Genomic DNA, 17295 nt, shown 5'->3' with positions numbered 1-17295 from the left:
TCTATTCCACCTCAAAATCAAAAAATGTTTTAGGAAAAGGCTCCCAACGTAACGTAAAATGCCACCATTCTTTAGGATAGTTTCTAAAATTATGTTTTAGCATTACGGTTTGTAATAATTGTCGGTTTTGCTTTTGCTCTTCAGTAATATTTGAATAGTCTACCCAAGATTGTTCTCCAAAAAAATCAAACGGACTACCCATATCCAAAGGTTCACCTGTTTCGCCATCAGCAATGGTTAAATCTAAAGTACTCCCTCTACTATGTCCAGATTTTGAAGCAATATAACCAGAATTGAATAGATTTTGCTTTTTAACCTTTGGGTAAAAATCCGACTTCATTAATGTATCGTCTAGCACTTTTGCCCAACGTACAAAATGGTTCACAGCACGTTGTGGCCTATAACCATCATAAACTTTTAAACATAAGTTTTGTGTCTGCAATTCATCTTGAACTAACTTTAGTTTTTCTGCTGTTACTTTAGTAATTATAAGCGTATTGGCATTATAACCATCTATTGTATCTCCAACAAAATTATAGCTTCCAAAATAGCGAAGCTCTACATCTAAATCAGGAATAATGTTCTTGGCATACACAAAACCTTCGGGCAAATCTTGCTTCTGCTCAAAACCTAAAGTTAAGACCGCTGAAGCAATCAGGAAAAAGAGAATTTTATTTTTCATAATGAAGTACTAATTTAGAGAAAAATTATCCTATGGACCTGTTTTCTGATGAGAAACAATTTTTTAATCTTCCAAATGCTGAATTGATTTATGTGCCTAACTTCTTTACCAAAGAAAAAGCCGACAACTATTTTAAAATCATAAATTCCGAAACCAATTGGCAACATGATGATATTACCGTTTTTGGCAAAACCTATAAACAACCAAGGTTAACTGCCCTTTTTGGAGAATCTAATCAAACTTATAGCTACTCAAATATCACAATGTATCCCAATCCTTTTACTGCAACATTGAACGATATAAAGCAAAAGGTTGAAGGTTTTTCAAATTATCATTTCAACACATTACTGATTAACCTTTATCGTAATGGAAACGACAGCAATGGTTGGCATGCAGATAATGAAAAAGAATTAGGTAAAAATCCTGTAATTGCTTCGGTTAGTTTTGGTGAAGAACGTCCTTTTCATTTTAAACACAGAACCATTAAAACTGAGCGTCACAAGTTACTATTACAACACGGTAGTTTATTGCTTATGAAAGGCAAAATGCAACATTATTGGCTACACCAAATCGCTAAAACAAAACGACAAATACAACCTAGAATTAACCTTACATTTAGAAGTTTGGTTAAGGTCTAAAAACAAAAAACCGAGATCCCTCAATCTCGGTTTTTCTTAATTTGCTTTTTATTATGTAAGTAGATTTAGGGTCTCTAAGTCAACACAACATAATGCAAATATTAATTAATTAATCCATTGAACTAAAAACTAAATTTTAGTACGAGTCAAATATAAAATTAGGTTTTAAATTCAACGCTAAAAAACACATTTAATCGATGAAATACATTTAATTTTAACATTTTTAGATGAAATCATGCATTTCAACGATAAAATGCAAGTTAAAATTTAAATAAGTACACCTCAATTCTCTTTAAAATTTCCTATAAAGTTTTACGTTTAAACATTATCATTTAATTTTAATTCGGATTTAAAAAATAAAAAATGAAACAGTACTTAATCTTCTTATGTATTATTTGGTCATCCATTATTATAGGACAGGAAAAAAGTTATTCTGAAAAAGATATATCAATTTCTAAATGGATAGATGGAACTTTGCTAGTACCATCAGAAGTTGAAAAGCCTAGTTTAGCCATTATTATTGCTGGCTCAGGTCCTACAAACAGAGATGGCAATCAGAACTTTGTTAAAAATAACTCGTTAAAAAAGCTAGCCGAAAGTCTTACTAATAATGGTATTGCATCATTTAGATATGATAAGCGAATCGTAAAACAAATTCGACAAGGCAATGTTGATAAAGATATAATGTTTAATGATTTTGTTAATGACGCTTCAGATGTTATAGACTATTTTAAAACATCAAATGATTTTGCAAAAATCTATGTTATAGGCCATAGCCAAGGAAGTTTAGTAGGTATGATAGCCGCAAAAGAAAAAACTGATGGATTTATATCCTTAGCTGGTGCTGGAAATAATATTGGTGATGTTTTAGTTGAGCAAGTCACAAAAATGGCACCTAAACTTGGAGAGGAAGCACAACGCGTAGTTGACACATTAAAAAATGGGAAAACAACAACCGACTACCCTCCTGCTCTTGGATCATTATTTGGACCAGACTTACAACCATTCATGATTAATTGGATGACATATAACCCTACTGAAGTTATTGAAAGCTTAAAAATGCCTGTACTTATTATTAATGGTACAAAAGACCTGCAAGTTTCTGAAGAAGAAGCTAAACTATTAAAAGAAGCGAATGAAAATGCCGAGTTAAAAATTGTAGAAAACATGAATCACGTATTATTTATTATAGAAGGTGATGATTTAGAAAACTCTAAATCCTATAACGAATCTTTTAGACCAATTTCTGAAGAGCTTATTGTAAGTATCACGGATTTTATCAAAGAATAATCTACAGAACACATTACTAAATAAAAAAAGCATCTCAAAATTGAGATGCTTTTTTATTAACTAACCAACCAAAATGTAATGTCGCGATTTGTAGTGTTGTTACTATCGTAACTCTCGCTGTAACCATTACACTTTTACACATACAATACCCATGCCAAACTTTATTTTTTCTAAATCTGTAACAAAATTTTTGATTTGGATACTAATTATATAAATTATATCTTTATGATATCATTTTAATATCAATATAAATTATTAAATGATTAACCAATTAAATTTAGAACTCATGAAAGAAGAGAAAATTATTGTTCCGGCTAATGGCTACTTAATGCTATTTTTATTTTTAATATTATTCTTTGGAAGCATTGCGCTTATTCCAATTACAATGACTGGCTGGTCTGTATTTGGTATTGTTGGCGCAATAATACTTGCCTTTGGTTTTTTAATGGTGCAACCTAACGGATCACGCGTTTTATTGCTATTTGGCAAATACGTTGGTACTGTAAAAAAGAATGGGTTTTATTGGGTAAACCCATTTTACACTAAAAAGAAAATTTCGCTTAGAGCCAGTAATTTTGATAGTGAACGTCTCAAAGTAAACGACAAACTTGGCAACCCAGTTATGATAAGCACCATTTTGGTTTGGCGTGTTCAAAACACCTACAAAGCAGCTTTTGACGTTGATAACTACGAAAACTTTGTTAGAGTACAAACTGATGCTGCGGTTCGTAAATTGGCAAGTATGTATCCTTATGATAATTTTGCAGATGAAGGAGTAGATGAAGACATTACATTACGCTCTAGTGTAAATGAGGTTAGCGAAGCTTTAGAAAGAGAAATTGATGAACGGCTTACCATTGCTGGTATTGAAGTTCTAGAAGCTAGAATAGGTTATTTAGCTTATGCTAACGAAATTGCAAATGCCATGCTAAAACGCCAACAAGCTACTGCCATTGTTGCTGCTAGACATAAAATTGTTGAAGGTGCTGTAAGTATGGTAGAGATGGCGATTGAAGAACTCAATAAAAAAGACGTTGTTGTTTTAGATGAAGAACGCAAAGCCGCTATGGTAAGTAATCTTATGGTTGTACTTTGTGGTGATAAAGACGCTTCTCCAGTTGTTAACACAGGAACCTTAAGCCATTAAAATGAAAGAATATAAAGTTATAAAACCAAAATTAGGTTGGAGAAGCCAAACCGAAAAGTTGGAGGAACTGTTAAATAAATATGCCAAAGAAGGATGGCGATTGTTAGAAATTACACCGAATCAGCATATGATTTCCTTCATTGTTTTTGAACGTGATAAAAATAGATAATGAGAATTTTTAAAGAAGAGCAACGCTTTACCCAATTATGGATTATAGTACTTATCGTTTCAAGTACTATAGTCCCAATTGGCATATATCTAAATGAATATTTAAAAGATCCTTCAAAACATTCTGTTGGTGAGTTAATGATTTTTATGAGTTTAATGATAGCTGCTCCTTGTTTTATCTTTATTTTCAAACTTACCACTAGGATTGATGACCTTGGGATTCACTATAAGTTTTTCCCTTTTTATCTTAAATTTAAAACGATACCTTGGAAAGACATTCATAAAATCTATATCAGAACTTACGATCCAATTGGTGAATATGGTGGTTGGGGTTTAAGAGGTGGGTTTTTCTGGAAAAAAGAGAAAGGCAAAGCCATTAATGTTTCAGGTGATATTGGTATACAGCTCGAATTAAAAGATGGCAAAAAATTACTCATAGGTACTCAAAAACAAAGTGAAGCTGAAGCTGTTCTTTCATATTATAAAACACATATAATACAAACTAACGATGTCTAAGAAAAAAGCATTTGCATTACGAATCAATGAAGATATGCTAAAAGCTGTTGAAAAATGGGCTGCTGACGAATTTCGCAGTACTAACGGCCAAATAGAATGGATGCTAATGCAATACCTTAAAGAACACAATAGGCAACCAAAAAAGAAAGATAATCCAAAGGATGAAAAGTGATCAGAAATGGTCACTTTTTTTATGCGCTATTAATTTGGTATTTTGCAGAGTCTAAACTAACACTTATATGAATCAACCTGTATTTTCTAACGACGCTATTGTATTTGGTTTACTGATGGTAGCCTTAGGTTTTGTCTTTTTTACAGAATCTAAAAAATCTGGATTTTGGTATAAATTCTACCGTATAGTACCAGGATTACTAATGTGCTATCTTATTCCTGCTATATTCAACTCTTTTGGTTTAATATCAGATGAAATATCTCAAACATATTTTATAGCAAGCCGTTATTTATTACCTGCTTCATTAGTTTTATTAACCTTAAGTATCGACTTAAAAGCCATTTTTAATTTAGGTTGGAAAGCTTTAGTTATGTTTTTTACAGGAACTATTGGAATTATTATTGGTGGACCGTTAGCCATATTACTAATTTCTACTTTTTCACCAGAAACAGTAGGCGGAGTTGGTTTTGATGCTACTTGGAGAGGTTTAGCCACTTTAGCTGGTAGTTGGATTGGTGGTGGAGCTAACCAAGCTGCAATGTTAGAAATTTATGAGTTCAATCAAGAACTTTATGGTGGAATGGTACTTGTAGATATTGTCGTTGCTAACATCTGGATGGCTATTATTTTAATAGGTATCGGTAAACGCAAAAAAATTGATAATTGGCTAAAAGCTGATAACTCAGCTATAGATGACCTTCAAAATAAAGTACAAGCTTTCAGTGAAAAAGTAACCAGAAATCCTAGCGTACCAGACTTAATGATTATTCTAGCATTCGCTTTTGGTGCTGTTGGTATTGCCCATTTTGGTTCAGAACATATTTCCACTTATTTAAAAGATACATTTAATGCTGTCGGAAATCCTAAAAGCGCTTTATCATCATTCGGAAGTAGTTTCTTTTGGTTAATTTCTATTGCTACACTAATAGGTGTTTTATTATCCTTTACTAAAGCTAAAAATTATGAAGGTGCTGGAGCGAGTAAAGTTGGTAGTGTTTTTATCTATATTCTTGTAGCTACTATTGGTATGAAAATGGACTTGGGGAAAATTCTTGATAATCCTGGTTTAATACTTATTGGTCTAGTTTGGATGGCAATCCACGCCGGATTATTAATCTTAATAGCTAAATTAATAAAAGCTCCTTATTTCTTTTTGGCCGTTGGAAGTCAGGCTAACGTAGGTGGTGCAGCCTCAGCTCCTGTAGTAGCAGCAGCATTCCATCCATCATTAGCAACTGTTGGTGCTTTATTAGCTGTCTTTGGCTATGTTGTTGGAACCTATGGAGCTATTCTTTGTGCAGAGTTGATGAAAATTGCTGCTGGAGGTTAGTAATTTTTAATCTAAAATATGATATTTGCGCACCAATTTTTAAATTTTAAAATGAATAAATACACTAAACATTTAAGCCTTGTAATTTTAGCCCTATTAATGATGGCTTGCTCTAAAGACTCGGACAAAAACTTTACTTTAAAAGGGACTGTGAAAGGTTTAAAAAAGGGAGTTGTTTACCTTCAAAAAGATGGTGATTCTTCTGTAATAGATTTAGATTCCATGAAAATTTCTGGCGAATCAGAATTCACTTTGCATACTAATTTAGAAGAACCTCGTCTACTTTATTTAAAGCTTTTTAAAAATGATGGTGAAGAACATTACATCCCATTTTTTGCAGATAAAGGACTTACAGAAATCAATACATCTTTGAAAAATTTCAATTTTGATGCTGAAATTTCAGGTTCAAAACAACAAGAGGTTTTAGAAGAATACCTTGATATTATGGATGGTTTTAAAAATCAAAATTTAGACCTGATAGAAGCTAGTTTTTTAGCTCAAAGAGATAATGATAGTTTGGTTATAGATTCATTAAACCGAAAAGCCGATCAACTGGTAAAACGCAAATACTCATTTACAATTCAATATGCTTTAAATAATAGAGATAGCGAAGTAGCACCATATTTAGCTGTTTATGAAATTCCTGCAGCCAATCCTAAGTTTATTGATTCCATTTACAATAGTTTAACTGAGCCTGTTAAGAGTTCTCTTTATGGAAAGCAGTTAGGAGATATGATTTCGAAACGAAATTCTGTAGAATAACTTTTGTCATTCTGAATTTATTTCAGAATCTAAACAATCCTATATAAAAAAAATCCAATCTTATTCAGATTGGATTTTTTATTTTTTAGAGCCGATGGAGGGACTCGAACCCACGACCTGCTGATTACAAATCAGCTGCTCTAGCCAGCTGAGCTACATCGGCGAATTGAGAGCGCAAATTTAAACTAGAAATTTAAATTTGCAAATCAATTTATTTTAATTTGTTGATTTTTTCAATAAGATCTTTTCCTTTAGACTCAAGATCATTATTTATAGCCTTAAAGTGTGCCTGTTTATTTTCAACACTTCTATCGTTTACACGTGCTATAAGCTCATCAAAAGTAGCTATAGCTTCGTCAATAATAGCTTCACTTTCTTTTGTAGGTTTCTGCGCATTAGCTAACTCCCAAACATAAACTGCTTCTATAATATCACCTAAAACGTAGTTTATATCCTTTTTTAAATCTCTTTTATTCGCCATAATTCGTAAAATTTATTTGTGCAAAAGTACTAAATCCTTTTAGTTATTTAATCTAATTTATTTTGAAGTTTTCTAAATATAAACTTGTAACAATTTAGCATAGCCTGACCTTAATTTGTATGTCTCTATGGCAGCAGGAACAAGAATAGTTTCTCCTTTTGATATTGTTTCTTTGAAATTATCATTTGATATTTCTACTTCACCATCTACACACATATAAATCATGAAAGAATCCTGCTTGTTTTTAATTTCCATTGAAGCATCTAACTCTAAAAAGTTAGTAGTAAAAAAAGGACAATCTACCATCTCATTCACTTTATTTTTAGAGGTTTTGTAAGATACTCTAAAGTCATCTTTCATATCAAAATTAAAAGCATCAATGGCTATATCGTTATGCAGTTCTCTTTCATTACCATCTGCATCTACTCTATCCCAATCGTAAACGCGGTATGTAACGTCACTTGTTTGTTGAATTTCTGCTAGTAAAACTCCTGCTCCTATTGCATGTACTCTGCCTGCTTCTATAAAATAAGTATCTCCTTCTTTTACTTTATCAAAATTCAATATTTGAGTTAGTGTTTTTTCTTCAAGATGTTTGAGGTAGATATCTTTATCTACTTTTTGGTTAAAACCAACAATAAGATTAGCATCGTTATCAGCCTGCATCACATACCACATTTCAGTTTTTCCGAAGGAATTATGACGTGCTTTTGCAAGCTCATCATCTGGATGCAATTGAATACTTAAATCTTGCTTAGCATCGATAAATTTTATTAAGAGTGGAAAGTTTTTACCAAAGCGTTTAAGGTTTTTACTTCCTAATATTTGAGCACCATTAGTATCTAAAAGTTCTTGAAGAGATTTACCTTGTAACTTCCCATTTGCAACTAAAGAAACATCTCCAGGAACAGCACTTATCTCCCAACTTTCTCCTAAACTTTTCGATTTAGAATTTTTATTGAAATGTTGATGAAGCTTCTCTCCTCCCCAAATTTTATCTTTTAATATGGGCTGAAACTTTAAGGGATATAATTGGCTTTTCATATTAACTACTCTCCAGAATACGTTACAAAATTACGAGGAGTTTCATATAACGTAATTTCTAAATGAAACTTTTCATCCAACTTTGCTTTTATTTTATTGTAAATAACAACGGCTATATTTTCTGCGGTTGGATTCAAATCCTTGAATTCAGGAACTTCAACATTTAAATTTTTGTGATCGAAGGCATCTTCTATTTCAGATTTTATAATGTCTTTTAAAATCTTTACATCTATGACATATCCGGTTTCTGGATCAATGTCTCCCGTAACGCTAGCAATAAGTTCGTAATTATGTCCATGAAAGTTAGGGTTATTACACAGACCAAACACTTCATCATTTTTCTCAAAGCTCCAATCTTTTCTATAAAGCCTGTGAGCTGCATTAAAATGTGCTTTTCTATGTACCGTTACTTTCATGAGTTATTCACGTTTATAAATTCATAAAATTTTTCGAAAATAATCTTGAACCAAGCTGTGTATAATTCAGGTTGATTTTTTATATCTTCTTTCACATCGTCTAAAGACATCCACTTCCAAGCTGCTACTTCATCTTCATTAATATTTGGCTTGTCATTAAAATAGCCTATTAAAATATGATCGTATTCATGCTCTGTTAATCCATTATCAAATGGTGCTTTGTAAATGAAAGATGTGGTTTCTTCTAAATCCGTTACAAATCCCATTTCCTCCTGTAATCTGCGCATACCTGCTTCAATATTAGATTCTCCTTCACGTTGATGGCTACAACAAGTGTTAGTCCATAAACCTGGTGAATGATACTTGTGCATAGCACGTTGCTGAATCATTAATTCGTTATTATCATTGAATACAAATACTGAAAAAGCACGATGCAAAAGGGCTTTTTCGTGCGCTTCCATTTTGGGCATTAATCCTATCGGATTATCATTTTCATCTACTAGAATAACTTGTTCTTCTGTCATGCAGCAAAATTAACATCTATAGCTTTAAAAATGCTAAAGGATTTCATAAAAATAGCCGTTTAAAATTTAAACGGCTATTTAATCTCTTATTTATATTTATGGATTATTGCTTATCGTCGCATGTTTTTCCATTAATACCTGTAATTATAAATTCACTACGTCTATTTAACTGATGTTCTTCTTCTGAACAACTAGACTCACTGCTAGGCTCGCATCCACAATCGTTTACCAATCTAGACTCTCCATAACCTTTTGCTGTAAGACGCTCTGCATCGATACCTTTATCAATTAAATATTGACGTGTAGACTGCGCTCTTCTTTCTGAAAGTTTTTCATTGTAAGAAGCTGGTCCTCTACAATCTGTATGACTACGAATATCGATATTCATAGTTGGGTATTTGTTCAATACAGCTAACACTTTTTGAAGTTCTATCTCAGCATCATATCTAATATTTGACTTATCAAAGTCGAAATATATAATTGGAATGTCTAATATCTTAGCTAAATCATCACAAGGTGAAATTTCCTGAACATCCTTTTCTAACAATAACTGAATAGTTAAATCTTGTTTCTTTGTTGGTGTTGTAAAACGTTTTTCATCACCAGTATAAGTTTCCTTTTCTCCTCTGATTAAATATTCCATTCTACAACCCGCTTCTAATTCAAAAGAACCATCAGTACCAACAGTTTTACGTTCTATTTCTGTTCCTTCTGCATCAAATAGAACAACTGAAGCATCGGCTATTGGTTCCATTGTTTTTTTATCTAAAACAGTTCCTGCAATAAGCTGTGTACATTCTGTAATTTCAAAAGTGTAAATATCATCACTTCCTTTACCTCCTTCTCTGTTAGAGCTGAAATACACACGTTTAGTCACCAGGTTTTCATAATAGCCAAAATCATCTCCTGAACTATTTACTGGCTTGCCTACATTCTCAATTGGGAAATTACGACTATTACTAGTTTCTACTATTTTATCTAAACCTTCAGATTTGAAAACATCCAATCCACCTAAACCAGGGAAACCTGTAGATGAATAATATAAATCACCATTTGTATTTATAAAAGGAAACGTTTCTTGCCCTTCTGTGTTTATAGAAGACCCTAAGTTTTCTGGTTCGCCTAATGTACCATCATCATTAACATCGACTACAAAAATATCGGACTGACCGTAAGTTCCTGGCATATCTGAAGCAAAATATAATCTGCTTCCTGTTAGGTTTAACGTTGGATGAGCAACACTGTAATCTTCGCTATTAAAGTGTACTTTATGTATTTCTCCCCAAGTACCATCGTCTTGAAGTTTTGCTCTGTATAATTGAAGTCTGTTAATTCCTGTATCGTCTTCCTTATATTTTAGTCTGTAGAAATTATTTCTTGTGAAAAACATATACTGTCCATTCGGTGAAATTACAGCGCTAGACTCATGAAATTTAGTATTAACATCACCTTCTATTTCGTTGACTTCACCAAAACTACCATCTTCAGTTTTTTCAACCGAATACAAATCTAAATACGGTTCTTCGTTCCATCTATATTTACGTCCACCTCCTCTTGCAGATGCGAAAACAACTCCATTTTCGTATTCTATAGTACCGAAATCTGAAAATTCTGTATTGATATCTAGGTTTACAACTTCAATATCATCTCTACTTAAATCTTCTATTGTGGCTTTATAATCTACTTTAGACATAAAGGCTCTTCCTCTTAAATCCTCTGGTTTAAGCTCATTGAATTTTTTCATCCAAACGTCTGACTCCTCATATTTTTGGATACCTTTTAGAGCTAAAGCATATCTGAAATAATATTCTGGATCAATAACTTCTCCCATAGCCATTAACTCACCATACCATTTTGCAGCATCTTTCATTTCATTTCTGAAATAATAAGAATTACCTAACTTCTGAAATAAGTCTACAGACTTGTAGCCTTTATTTGCTACTTCTAACAAGACTTCGCTAGTTTTAACATATGCAAAATCTCTATAGTCGTCCTTTACACTTTGAATTTTTCCATTCTGAGCGAAAACAGTAGAAGAAATTGCGATGAAAAAAGTAAATAATGTATATCTTAAATTTGCTTTCATAGTCATATTTTTAGAAGAAACGAGGTGATAAAATTCTACCCATTCTTTTAACTTCAAATCTTAAAGTTATTTCGTGAGTACCACTATTGTAATTATTTAATCCTGTTGTAGTCATATCGTAACCATAACCAACAAACATGCCAGGTGTTACCTGAAAACCAGCTAGTGCACTTACAGAGTCATCCCATCTCCAAGCTAAACCAAGCGTTATTTTCTTTTGAATCCAAAGGTTAGCAGAAACATCTGCAATTAAAGGCGCACCTGAAACTCCCTTAACAAGAAAAGCAGGTTTAAGTTCTGTAGTTTCACTAAGATTAAATACATAACCACCTATAGCGTAAAAATGCATACGTTCTGTGGCTACTGATTCTTGAAAATCATCGTAATGATCTGTCTCAATAAAATTAGGAACTGCCAAACCAAAATACCATTTACGTGTGTGCATGTACAAACCAGCACCTATCATCGGAGAGGTTAAATTCAAATTTTGATTAAATGCAACATCTGGATCTCTGTATATACCTTTACTCCAATCTGTATTCAGAAAATGAACACCTCCTTTAACACCAAAAGATAATTTGAGATCATTAGCATTTAATGGAATAGTATAAGAAAAATTAGCGTCTACAAAAGTTTCTGTGGCTGGCCCTAAAGCATCACTCACAATATTTAATCCTAAACCTACACGCTCATTGCGCAAAGGAGAATGGATACCCAAAGATTGTGTCTGTGGTGCTCCATCAATACCAACCCATTGCGATCTATGAAGGCCCACCACACTCAATGTTTCTCTTTGTCCTGCATAAGCTGGGTTAACACTTAATGTGTTATACATATAATGCGTATACTGAGGATCTTGCTGTGCAAAACTTTCAACGCTAATTAGTATGAATACTAAAACAACTAATCCTTTTATTATTGATGACTTATGTATCATTTTAATATATTTTATCTTCAGTATTAATTAGTTTTTTCTGTTTATATACAACCATCCTACTCTAGGATCTGAACCATCACCTAGATCTAATACATAGTAGTATGTACCAGCAGGTAAATTATCAGAATCCTTTACAACAGCTCTACCATTTGTAGTTCCGCTCCAATCGTTTAGATAACCTCTAGTACTGTAAACCATATTACCCCATCTGTTGTAAACTTCTAGTTTATTGTCTGGGAAACGCTCTAAACAATCTATAACAAATGTTTCATTAACACCGTCGCCGTCTGGTGAAAATTCGTTGTAGATAGTTAAACAGATAGGATCTACTTCAGCACTATCTTCATCATTTCCAATGTTAACATCGTTACCACCTACAGAACTTTGTACATAAGCAATATTTAAATAGTCACCAAACCCTAATACTTCTACAGTAACTTGTAGTATTTCCACTTGATCTGGATCTAATTGAGCAATAGTCCATTCACCAGTGATATCAGAGTATGAAATATTACCATTAGTTGCTATATGATTTACATAAACATATCCGCTTGGTATTTGTTCACTAATTACAATATCTGTTGCTGTTACATTTCCAATATTTGCTATCTCAACAGTAAACGTTACTTCATCACCAACAACTGGTTCAAGTTCATTTACCTCTTTGCTAACTTCTAAATCATAAATTGAGTTAACCAATGTTACTGTTGGATCATCTGGAATACCATCACCATTACTATCTATATCACTAGGATTATTTGGGTCATCACTGATATCAACTATATCATCAGAAGGATTATTTAAATCTCCTCGAGGTGCTTCACTACTCACTGTAGCCGAATTAGTAACACTACCTATATCTAAATCTTCTTGAGTAATTATGTATGTTGCTGTAAATGTTGTGCTGTCTATTTCGCCCGGTAATAACTGAGCTATTGGACCACCCGTTAACATTAAACCTGGCAATACATCTTGAACTTGAATATTAGTCAAGGTTACATTTCCTGTGTTTTCAACAATAAAGACATACGATATTTCATCACCTAAACTTCCTGCTATACCATCTCCATTAGTGTCTTCAAGTTCCAATGTAGTTTTTAGTAAACTAATACTTGGATCTGATATGATGATAATCTCAGTTGGGTCGTCTTCAGTATTACCGTCTGTATCATCACCATCATCACTAATATCACTAACAGTAGTATCTGATGGACTGTTTCCTTCAGTGTATACACTATTACTGAATCCACCTGCATCAATTGCATCTTGCTCAATAATGTATGTTGCAATATAAGTTGCGGTTTCATCTACTTGTAATATGCCTTCAATACTTCCTGCATCTGCACTATCAAATACTGGACCAGATGACAATGTTAAAGCATTACCTAATACATCTTGGAAAGTATCAACAATACTAACATTATCTAGAGTAACATTTCCAGTATTCATAACTGTAATTGTATATGTTACTGTGTCTCCTAGACTTGCACCAGCTGGAGCAATATCATCTGTTATAGAAGCTATTTTAACCACCTCTATGTTAGGATCTTCTAGAATTATTACTTCTGTAGCATCGTCTTCAGTATTACCGTCCGTATCATCATCATCGTCACTGACATCATCAACATTTGTGCCTTCTGGACTTTCTCCACTGGCCAATACGCTGTTGCTGATTGATCCACTATCTACTGATCCTTGCTCGATGACATAGGTTGCTGTATATGTGGCCGTCTCTCCTACTAATAACGTACCTTCTAAACTGCCTTGGTCGGCACTGTCGAACGATGGGCCACTTACAAACGTTAATGGGTTACCGTTGCCATCTACAAACGTATCTACTATGGCTACGTTACTTAAGCTGACGTTACCGTTGTTCGTTACTGTTATCGTGTACGTTACCGTATCTCCTAAACTTGCTCCTGTTGGTGCTACATCGTTAGTGATAGCGGCTACTTTTACGGCTTCTATACTTGGATCTTCTGAAATGAATAGCTCTGTGGCATCGTCTTCTGTATTACCGTCTGTGTCATCATCATCGTCACTGACATCATCAACATTTGTGCCTTCTGGACTTTCTCCACTGGCCAATACGCTGTTGCTGATTGATCCACTATCTACTGATCCTTGCTCGATGACATAGGTTGCTGTATATGTGGCCGTCTCTCCTACTAATAACGTACCTTCTAAACTGCCTTGGTCGGCACTGTCGAACGATGGGCCACTTACAAACGTTAATGGGTTACCGTTGCCATCTACAAACGTATCTACTATGGCTACGTTACTTAAGCTGACGTTACCGTTGTTCGTTACTGTTATCGTGTACGTTACCGTATCTCCTAAACTTGCTCCTGTTGGTGCTACATCGTTAGTGATAGCGGCTACTTTTACGGCTTCTATACTTGGATCTTCTGAAATGAATAGCTCTGTGGCATCGTCTTCTGTATTACCGTCTGTGTCATCATCATCGTCACTGACATCATCAACATTTGTGCCTTCTGGACTTTCTCCACTAGCCAATACGCTGTTGCTGATTGATCCACTATCTACTGATCCTTGCTCGATGACATAGGTTGCTGTATATGTGGCCGTCTCTCCTACTAATAACGTACCTTCTAAACTGCCTTGGTCAGCACTGTCGAACGATGGGCCGCTTACAAACGTTAATGGGTTACCGTTGCCATCTACAAACGTATCTACTATGGCTACGTTACTTAAGCTGACGTTACCGTTGTTCGTTACTGTTATCGTGTACGTTACCGTATCTCCTAAACTTGCTCCTGTTGGTGCTACATCGTTAGTGATAGCGGCTACTTTTACGGCTTCTATACTTGGATCTTCTGAAATGAATAGCTCTGTGGCATCGTCTTCTGTATTACCGTCTGTGTCATCATCATCGTCACTGACATCATCAACATTTGTGCCTTCTGGACTTTCTCCACTGGCCAATACGCTGTTGCTGATTGATCCACTATCTACTGATCCTTGCTCGATGACATAGGTTGCTGTATATGTGGCCGTCTCTCCTACTAATAACGTACCTTCTAAACTGCCTTGGTCGGCACTGTCGAACGATGGGCCGCTTACAAACGTTAATGGGTTACCGTTGCCATCTACAAACGTATCTACTATGGCTACGTTACTTAAGCTGACGTTACCGTTGTTCGTTACTGTTATCGTGTACGTTACCGTATCTCCTAAACTTGCTCCTGTTGGTGCTACATCGTTAGTGATAGCGGCTACTTTTACGGCTTCTATACTTGGATCTTCTGAAATGAATAGCTCTGTGGCATCGTCTTCTGTATTACCGTCTGTGTCATCATCATCGTCACTGACATCATCAACATTTGTGCCTTCTGGACTTTCTCCACTGGCCAATACGCTGTTGCTGATTGATCCACTATCTACTGATCCTTGCTCGATGACATAGGTTGCTGTATATGTGGCCGTCTCTCCTACTAATAACGTACCTTCTAAACTGCCTTGGTCAGCACTGTCGAACGATGGGCCGCTTACAAACGTTAATGGGTTACCGTTGCCATCTACAAACGTATCTACTATGGCTACGTTACTTAAGCTGACGTTACCGTTGTTCGTTACTGTTATCGTGTACGTTACCGTATCTCCTAAACTTGCTCCTGTTGGTGCTACATCGTTAGTGATAGCGGCTACTTTTACGGCTTCTATACTTGGATCTTCTGAAATGAATAGCTCTGTGGCATCGTCTTCTGTATTACCGTCCGTGTCATCATCATCGTCACTGACATCATCAACATTTGTGCCTTCTGGACTTTCTCCACTAGCCAATACGCTGTTGCTGATTGATCCACTATCTACTGATCCTTGCTCGATGACATAGGTTGCTGTATATGTGGCCGTCTCTCCTACTAATAACGTACCTTCTAAACTGCCTTGGTCAGCACTGTCGAACGATGGGCCGCTTACAAACGTTAATGGGTTACCGTTGCCATCTACAAACGTATCTACTATGGCTACGTTACTTAAGCTGACGTTACCGTTGTTCGTTACTGTTATCGTGTACGTTACCGTATCTCCTAAACTTGCTCCTGTTGGTGCTACATCGTTAGTGATAGCGGCTACTTTTACGGCTTCTATACTTGGATCTTCTGAAATGAATAGCTCTGTGGCATCGTCTTCTGTATTACCGTCTGTGTCATCATCATCGTCACTGACATCATCAACATTTGTGCCTTCTGGACTTTCTCCACTAGCCAATACGCTGTTGCTGATTGATCCACTATCTACTGATCCTTGCTCGATGACATAGGTTGCTGTATATGTGGCCGTCTCTCCTACTAATAACGTACCTTCTAAACTGCCTTGGTCAGCACTGTCGAACGATGGGCCGCTTACAAACGTTAATGGGTTACCGTTGCCATCTACAAACGTATCTACTATGGCTACGTTACTTAAGCTGACGTTACCGTTGTTCGTTACTGTTATCGTGTACGTTACCGTATCTCCTAAACTTGCTCCTGTTGGTGCTACATCGTTAGTGATAGCGGCTACTTTTACGGCTTCTATACTTGGATCTTCTGAAATGAATAGCTCTGTGGCATCGTCTTCTGTATTACCGTCTGTGTCATCATCATCGTCACTGACATCATCAACATTTGTGCCTTCTGGACTTTCTCCACTGGCCAATACGCTGTTGCTGATTGATCCACTATCTACTGATCCTTGCTCGATGACATAGGTTGCTGTATATGTGGCCGTCTCTCCTACTAATAACGTACCTTCTAAACTGCCTTGGTCAGCACTGTCGAACGATGGGCCGCTTACAAACGTTAATGGGTTACCGTTGCCATCTACAAACGTATCTACTATGGCTACGTTACTTAAGCTGACGTTACCGTTGTTCGTTACTGTTATCGTGTACGTTACCGTATCTCCTAAACTTGCTCCTGTTGGTGCTACATCGTTAGTGATAGCGGCTACTTTTACGGCTTCTATACTTGGATCTTCTGAAATGAATAGCTCTGTGGCATCGTCTTCTGTATTACCGTCCGTGTCATCATCATCGTCACTGACATCATCAACATTTGTGCCTTCTGGACTTTCTCCACTAGCCAATACGCTGTTGC

16 protein-coding genes and 1 tRNA gene are annotated in these 17295 nt (G+C 35.2%); 8 read left to right on the top strand and 9 right to left on the bottom strand.

The window, feature by feature from the left end; translation table 11 throughout:
• Position 1: 1 nt before the first annotated feature.
• Positions 2 to 682: a M15 family metallopeptidase gene (locus tag AC2H4K_RS13010; RefSeq protein WP_281140121.1), complete on the bottom strand. Its 681-nt coding sequence runs from the start codon at positions 680 to 682 to the stop codon at positions 2 to 4.
• Positions 683 to 714: 32 nt separating this feature from the next.
• On the opposite strand from AC2H4K_RS13010, the gene AC2H4K_RS13005 reads away from it, so the two are divergent.
• The 8 genes from AC2H4K_RS13005 (at position 715) to AC2H4K_RS12970 (ending at position 6705) form a co-directional block, all read left to right on the top strand.
• Positions 715 to 1320, top strand: a complete 606-nt coding sequence (locus AC2H4K_RS13005; RefSeq protein ID WP_281140122.1) for an alpha-ketoglutarate-dependent dioxygenase AlkB family protein — start codon at positions 715 to 717, stop codon at positions 1318 to 1320.
• 363 nt (positions 1321 to 1683) lie between these two features.
• Positions 1684 to 2610 carry an alpha/beta hydrolase family protein gene (locus AC2H4K_RS13000; RefSeq protein ID WP_281140123.1) on the top strand — a complete coding sequence of 309 codons (927 nt, stop codon included), beginning with the start codon at positions 1684 to 1686 and terminating at the stop codon, positions 2608 to 2610.
• A 286-nt stretch (positions 2611 to 2896) separates the two neighbouring features.
• Positions 2897 to 3757 carry an SPFH domain-containing protein gene (locus AC2H4K_RS12995; protein WP_281140124.1) on the top strand — a complete coding sequence of 287 codons (861 nt, stop codon included), beginning with the start codon at positions 2897 to 2899 and terminating at the stop codon, positions 3755 to 3757.
• 1 nt (position 3758) lies between these two features.
• A complete protein-coding gene (locus tag AC2H4K_RS12990; RefSeq protein WP_281140125.1) occupies positions 3759 to 3926 on the top strand; it encodes a DUF4177 domain-containing protein in 168 nt (55 codons plus the stop codon).
• The gene (locus AC2H4K_RS12985) at positions 3926 to 4441 is read left to right on the top strand and encodes a hypothetical protein (protein ID WP_493742467.1); all 516 of its coding nucleotides are present in this window, start codon (positions 3926 to 3928) and stop codon (positions 4439 to 4441) included. The genes AC2H4K_RS12990 and AC2H4K_RS12985 overlap by 1 nt, the downstream gene beginning before the upstream one ends.
• Positions 4434 to 4613 carry a type II toxin-antitoxin system antitoxin gene (locus AC2H4K_RS12980; RefSeq protein WP_493742466.1) on the top strand — a complete coding sequence of 60 codons (180 nt, stop codon included), beginning with the start codon at positions 4434 to 4436 and terminating at the stop codon, positions 4611 to 4613. The genes AC2H4K_RS12985 and AC2H4K_RS12980 overlap by 8 nt, the downstream gene beginning before the upstream one ends.
• A 67-nt stretch (positions 4614 to 4680) precedes the next feature.
• Positions 4681 to 5943 (top strand): DUF819 family protein, encoded by a 1263-nt coding sequence (locus AC2H4K_RS12975; protein ID WP_493742465.1) that lies wholly within the window; start codon positions 4681 to 4683, stop codon positions 5941 to 5943.
• Between the two features lie 51 nt (positions 5944 to 5994).
• Positions 5995 to 6705 (top strand): DUF4369 domain-containing protein, encoded by a 711-nt coding sequence (locus AC2H4K_RS12970; protein WP_281140129.1) that lies wholly within the window; start codon positions 5995 to 5997, stop codon positions 6703 to 6705.
• Between the two features lie 89 nt (positions 6706 to 6794).
• On the opposite strand, the gene AC2H4K_RS12965 is transcribed toward AC2H4K_RS12970, so the two are convergent.
• The 8 genes from AC2H4K_RS12965 to AC2H4K_RS12930 form a co-directional block, all read right to left on the bottom strand.
• Positions 6795 to 6868, bottom strand: a tRNA-Thr gene (locus AC2H4K_RS12965).
• A 48-nt stretch (positions 6869 to 6916) separates the two neighbouring features.
• A complete protein-coding gene (locus AC2H4K_RS12960; protein WP_281140130.1) occupies positions 6917 to 7186 on the bottom strand; it encodes a hypothetical protein in 270 nt (89 codons plus the stop codon).
• Positions 7187 to 7258: 72 nt separating this feature from the next.
• The gene (locus AC2H4K_RS12955) at positions 7259 to 8230 is read right to left on the bottom strand and encodes a type I phosphomannose isomerase catalytic subunit (RefSeq protein WP_281140131.1); all 972 of its coding nucleotides are present in this window, start codon (positions 8228 to 8230) and stop codon (positions 7259 to 7261) included.
• Positions 8231 to 8235: 5 nt separating this feature from the next.
• Positions 8236 to 8646 carry a 6-pyruvoyl trahydropterin synthase family protein gene (locus AC2H4K_RS12950; RefSeq protein WP_281140132.1) on the bottom strand — a complete coding sequence of 137 codons (411 nt, stop codon included), beginning with the start codon at positions 8644 to 8646 and terminating at the stop codon, positions 8236 to 8238.
• The gene (gene idi / locus AC2H4K_RS12945) at positions 8643 to 9170 is read right to left on the bottom strand and encodes an isopentenyl-diphosphate Delta-isomerase (protein ID WP_281140133.1); all 528 of its coding nucleotides are present in this window, start codon (positions 9168 to 9170) and stop codon (positions 8643 to 8645) included. The genes AC2H4K_RS12950 and idi overlap by 4 nt, the downstream gene beginning before the upstream one ends.
• A gap of 103 nt (positions 9171 to 9273) precedes the next feature.
• Entirely contained in the window at positions 9274 to 11256 is a 1983-nt protein-coding gene (locus AC2H4K_RS12940; RefSeq protein ID WP_281140134.1) for an OmpA family protein, read from the bottom strand.
• Between the two features lie 10 nt (positions 11257 to 11266).
• Complete coding sequence (locus tag AC2H4K_RS12935) at positions 11267 to 12193, bottom strand: PorP/SprF family type IX secretion system membrane protein (protein ID WP_281140135.1); 927 nt, start codon at positions 12191 to 12193, stop codon at positions 11267 to 11269.
• 27 nt (positions 12194 to 12220) lie between these two features.
• The gene (locus AC2H4K_RS12930; RefSeq protein ID WP_493742464.1) at positions 12221 to 17284 is read right to left on the bottom strand and encodes a CLIPPER-2 domain-containing protein; all 5064 of its coding nucleotides are present in this window, start codon (positions 17282 to 17284) and stop codon (positions 12221 to 12223) included.
• Positions 17285 to 17295 lie beyond the last annotated feature (11 nt).

The organism is Winogradskyella sp. 266wxhm, assembly GCF_058964685.1.
This window is presented reverse-complemented; position numbering and strand designations above follow the sequence as displayed.

Coding starts and splice junctions, on each gene's coding strand:
- AC2H4K_RS12980 (WP_493742466.1), top strand. CDS start 4,434: ATGTCTAAGAAAAAAGCATTTGCATTACGAATCAATGAAGATATGCTA.
- AC2H4K_RS12935 (WP_281140135.1), bottom strand. CDS start 12,193: ATGATACATAAGTCATCAATAATAAAAGGATTAGTTGTTTTAGTATTC.
- AC2H4K_RS13005 (WP_281140122.1), top strand. CDS start 715: ATGGACCTGTTTTCTGATGAGAAACAATTTTTTAATCTTCCAAATGCT.
- AC2H4K_RS12985 (WP_493742467.1), top strand. CDS start 3,926: ATGAGAATTTTTAAAGAAGAGCAACGCTTTACCCAATTATGGATTATA.
- idi (WP_281140133.1), bottom strand. CDS start 9,170: ATGACAGAAGAACAAGTTATTCTAGTAGATGAAAATGATAATCCGATA.
- AC2H4K_RS12960 (WP_281140130.1), bottom strand. CDS start 7,186: ATGGCGAATAAAAGAGATTTAAAAAAGGATATAAACTACGTTTTAGGT.
- AC2H4K_RS12940 (WP_281140134.1), bottom strand. CDS start 11,256: ATGAAAGCAAATTTAAGATATACATTATTTACTTTTTTCATCGCAATT.
- AC2H4K_RS13000 (WP_281140123.1), top strand. CDS start 1,684: ATGAAACAGTACTTAATCTTCTTATGTATTATTTGGTCATCCATTATT.
- AC2H4K_RS12970 (WP_281140129.1), top strand. CDS start 5,995: ATGAATAAATACACTAAACATTTAAGCCTTGTAATTTTAGCCCTATTA.
- AC2H4K_RS12995 (WP_281140124.1), top strand. CDS start 2,897: ATGAAAGAAGAGAAAATTATTGTTCCGGCTAATGGCTACTTAATGCTA.
- AC2H4K_RS12955 (WP_281140131.1), bottom strand. CDS start 8,230: ATGAAAAGCCAATTATATCCCTTAAAGTTTCAGCCCATATTAAAAGAT.
- AC2H4K_RS13010 (WP_281140121.1), bottom strand. CDS start 682: ATGAAAAATAAAATTCTCTTTTTCCTGATTGCTTCAGCGGTCTTAACT.
- AC2H4K_RS12950 (WP_281140132.1), bottom strand. CDS start 8,646: ATGAAAGTAACGGTACATAGAAAAGCACATTTTAATGCAGCTCACAGG.
- AC2H4K_RS12975 (WP_493742465.1), top strand. CDS start 4,681: ATGAATCAACCTGTATTTTCTAACGACGCTATTGTATTTGGTTTACTG.
- AC2H4K_RS12990 (WP_281140125.1), top strand. CDS start 3,759: ATGAAAGAATATAAAGTTATAAAACCAAAATTAGGTTGGAGAAGCCAA.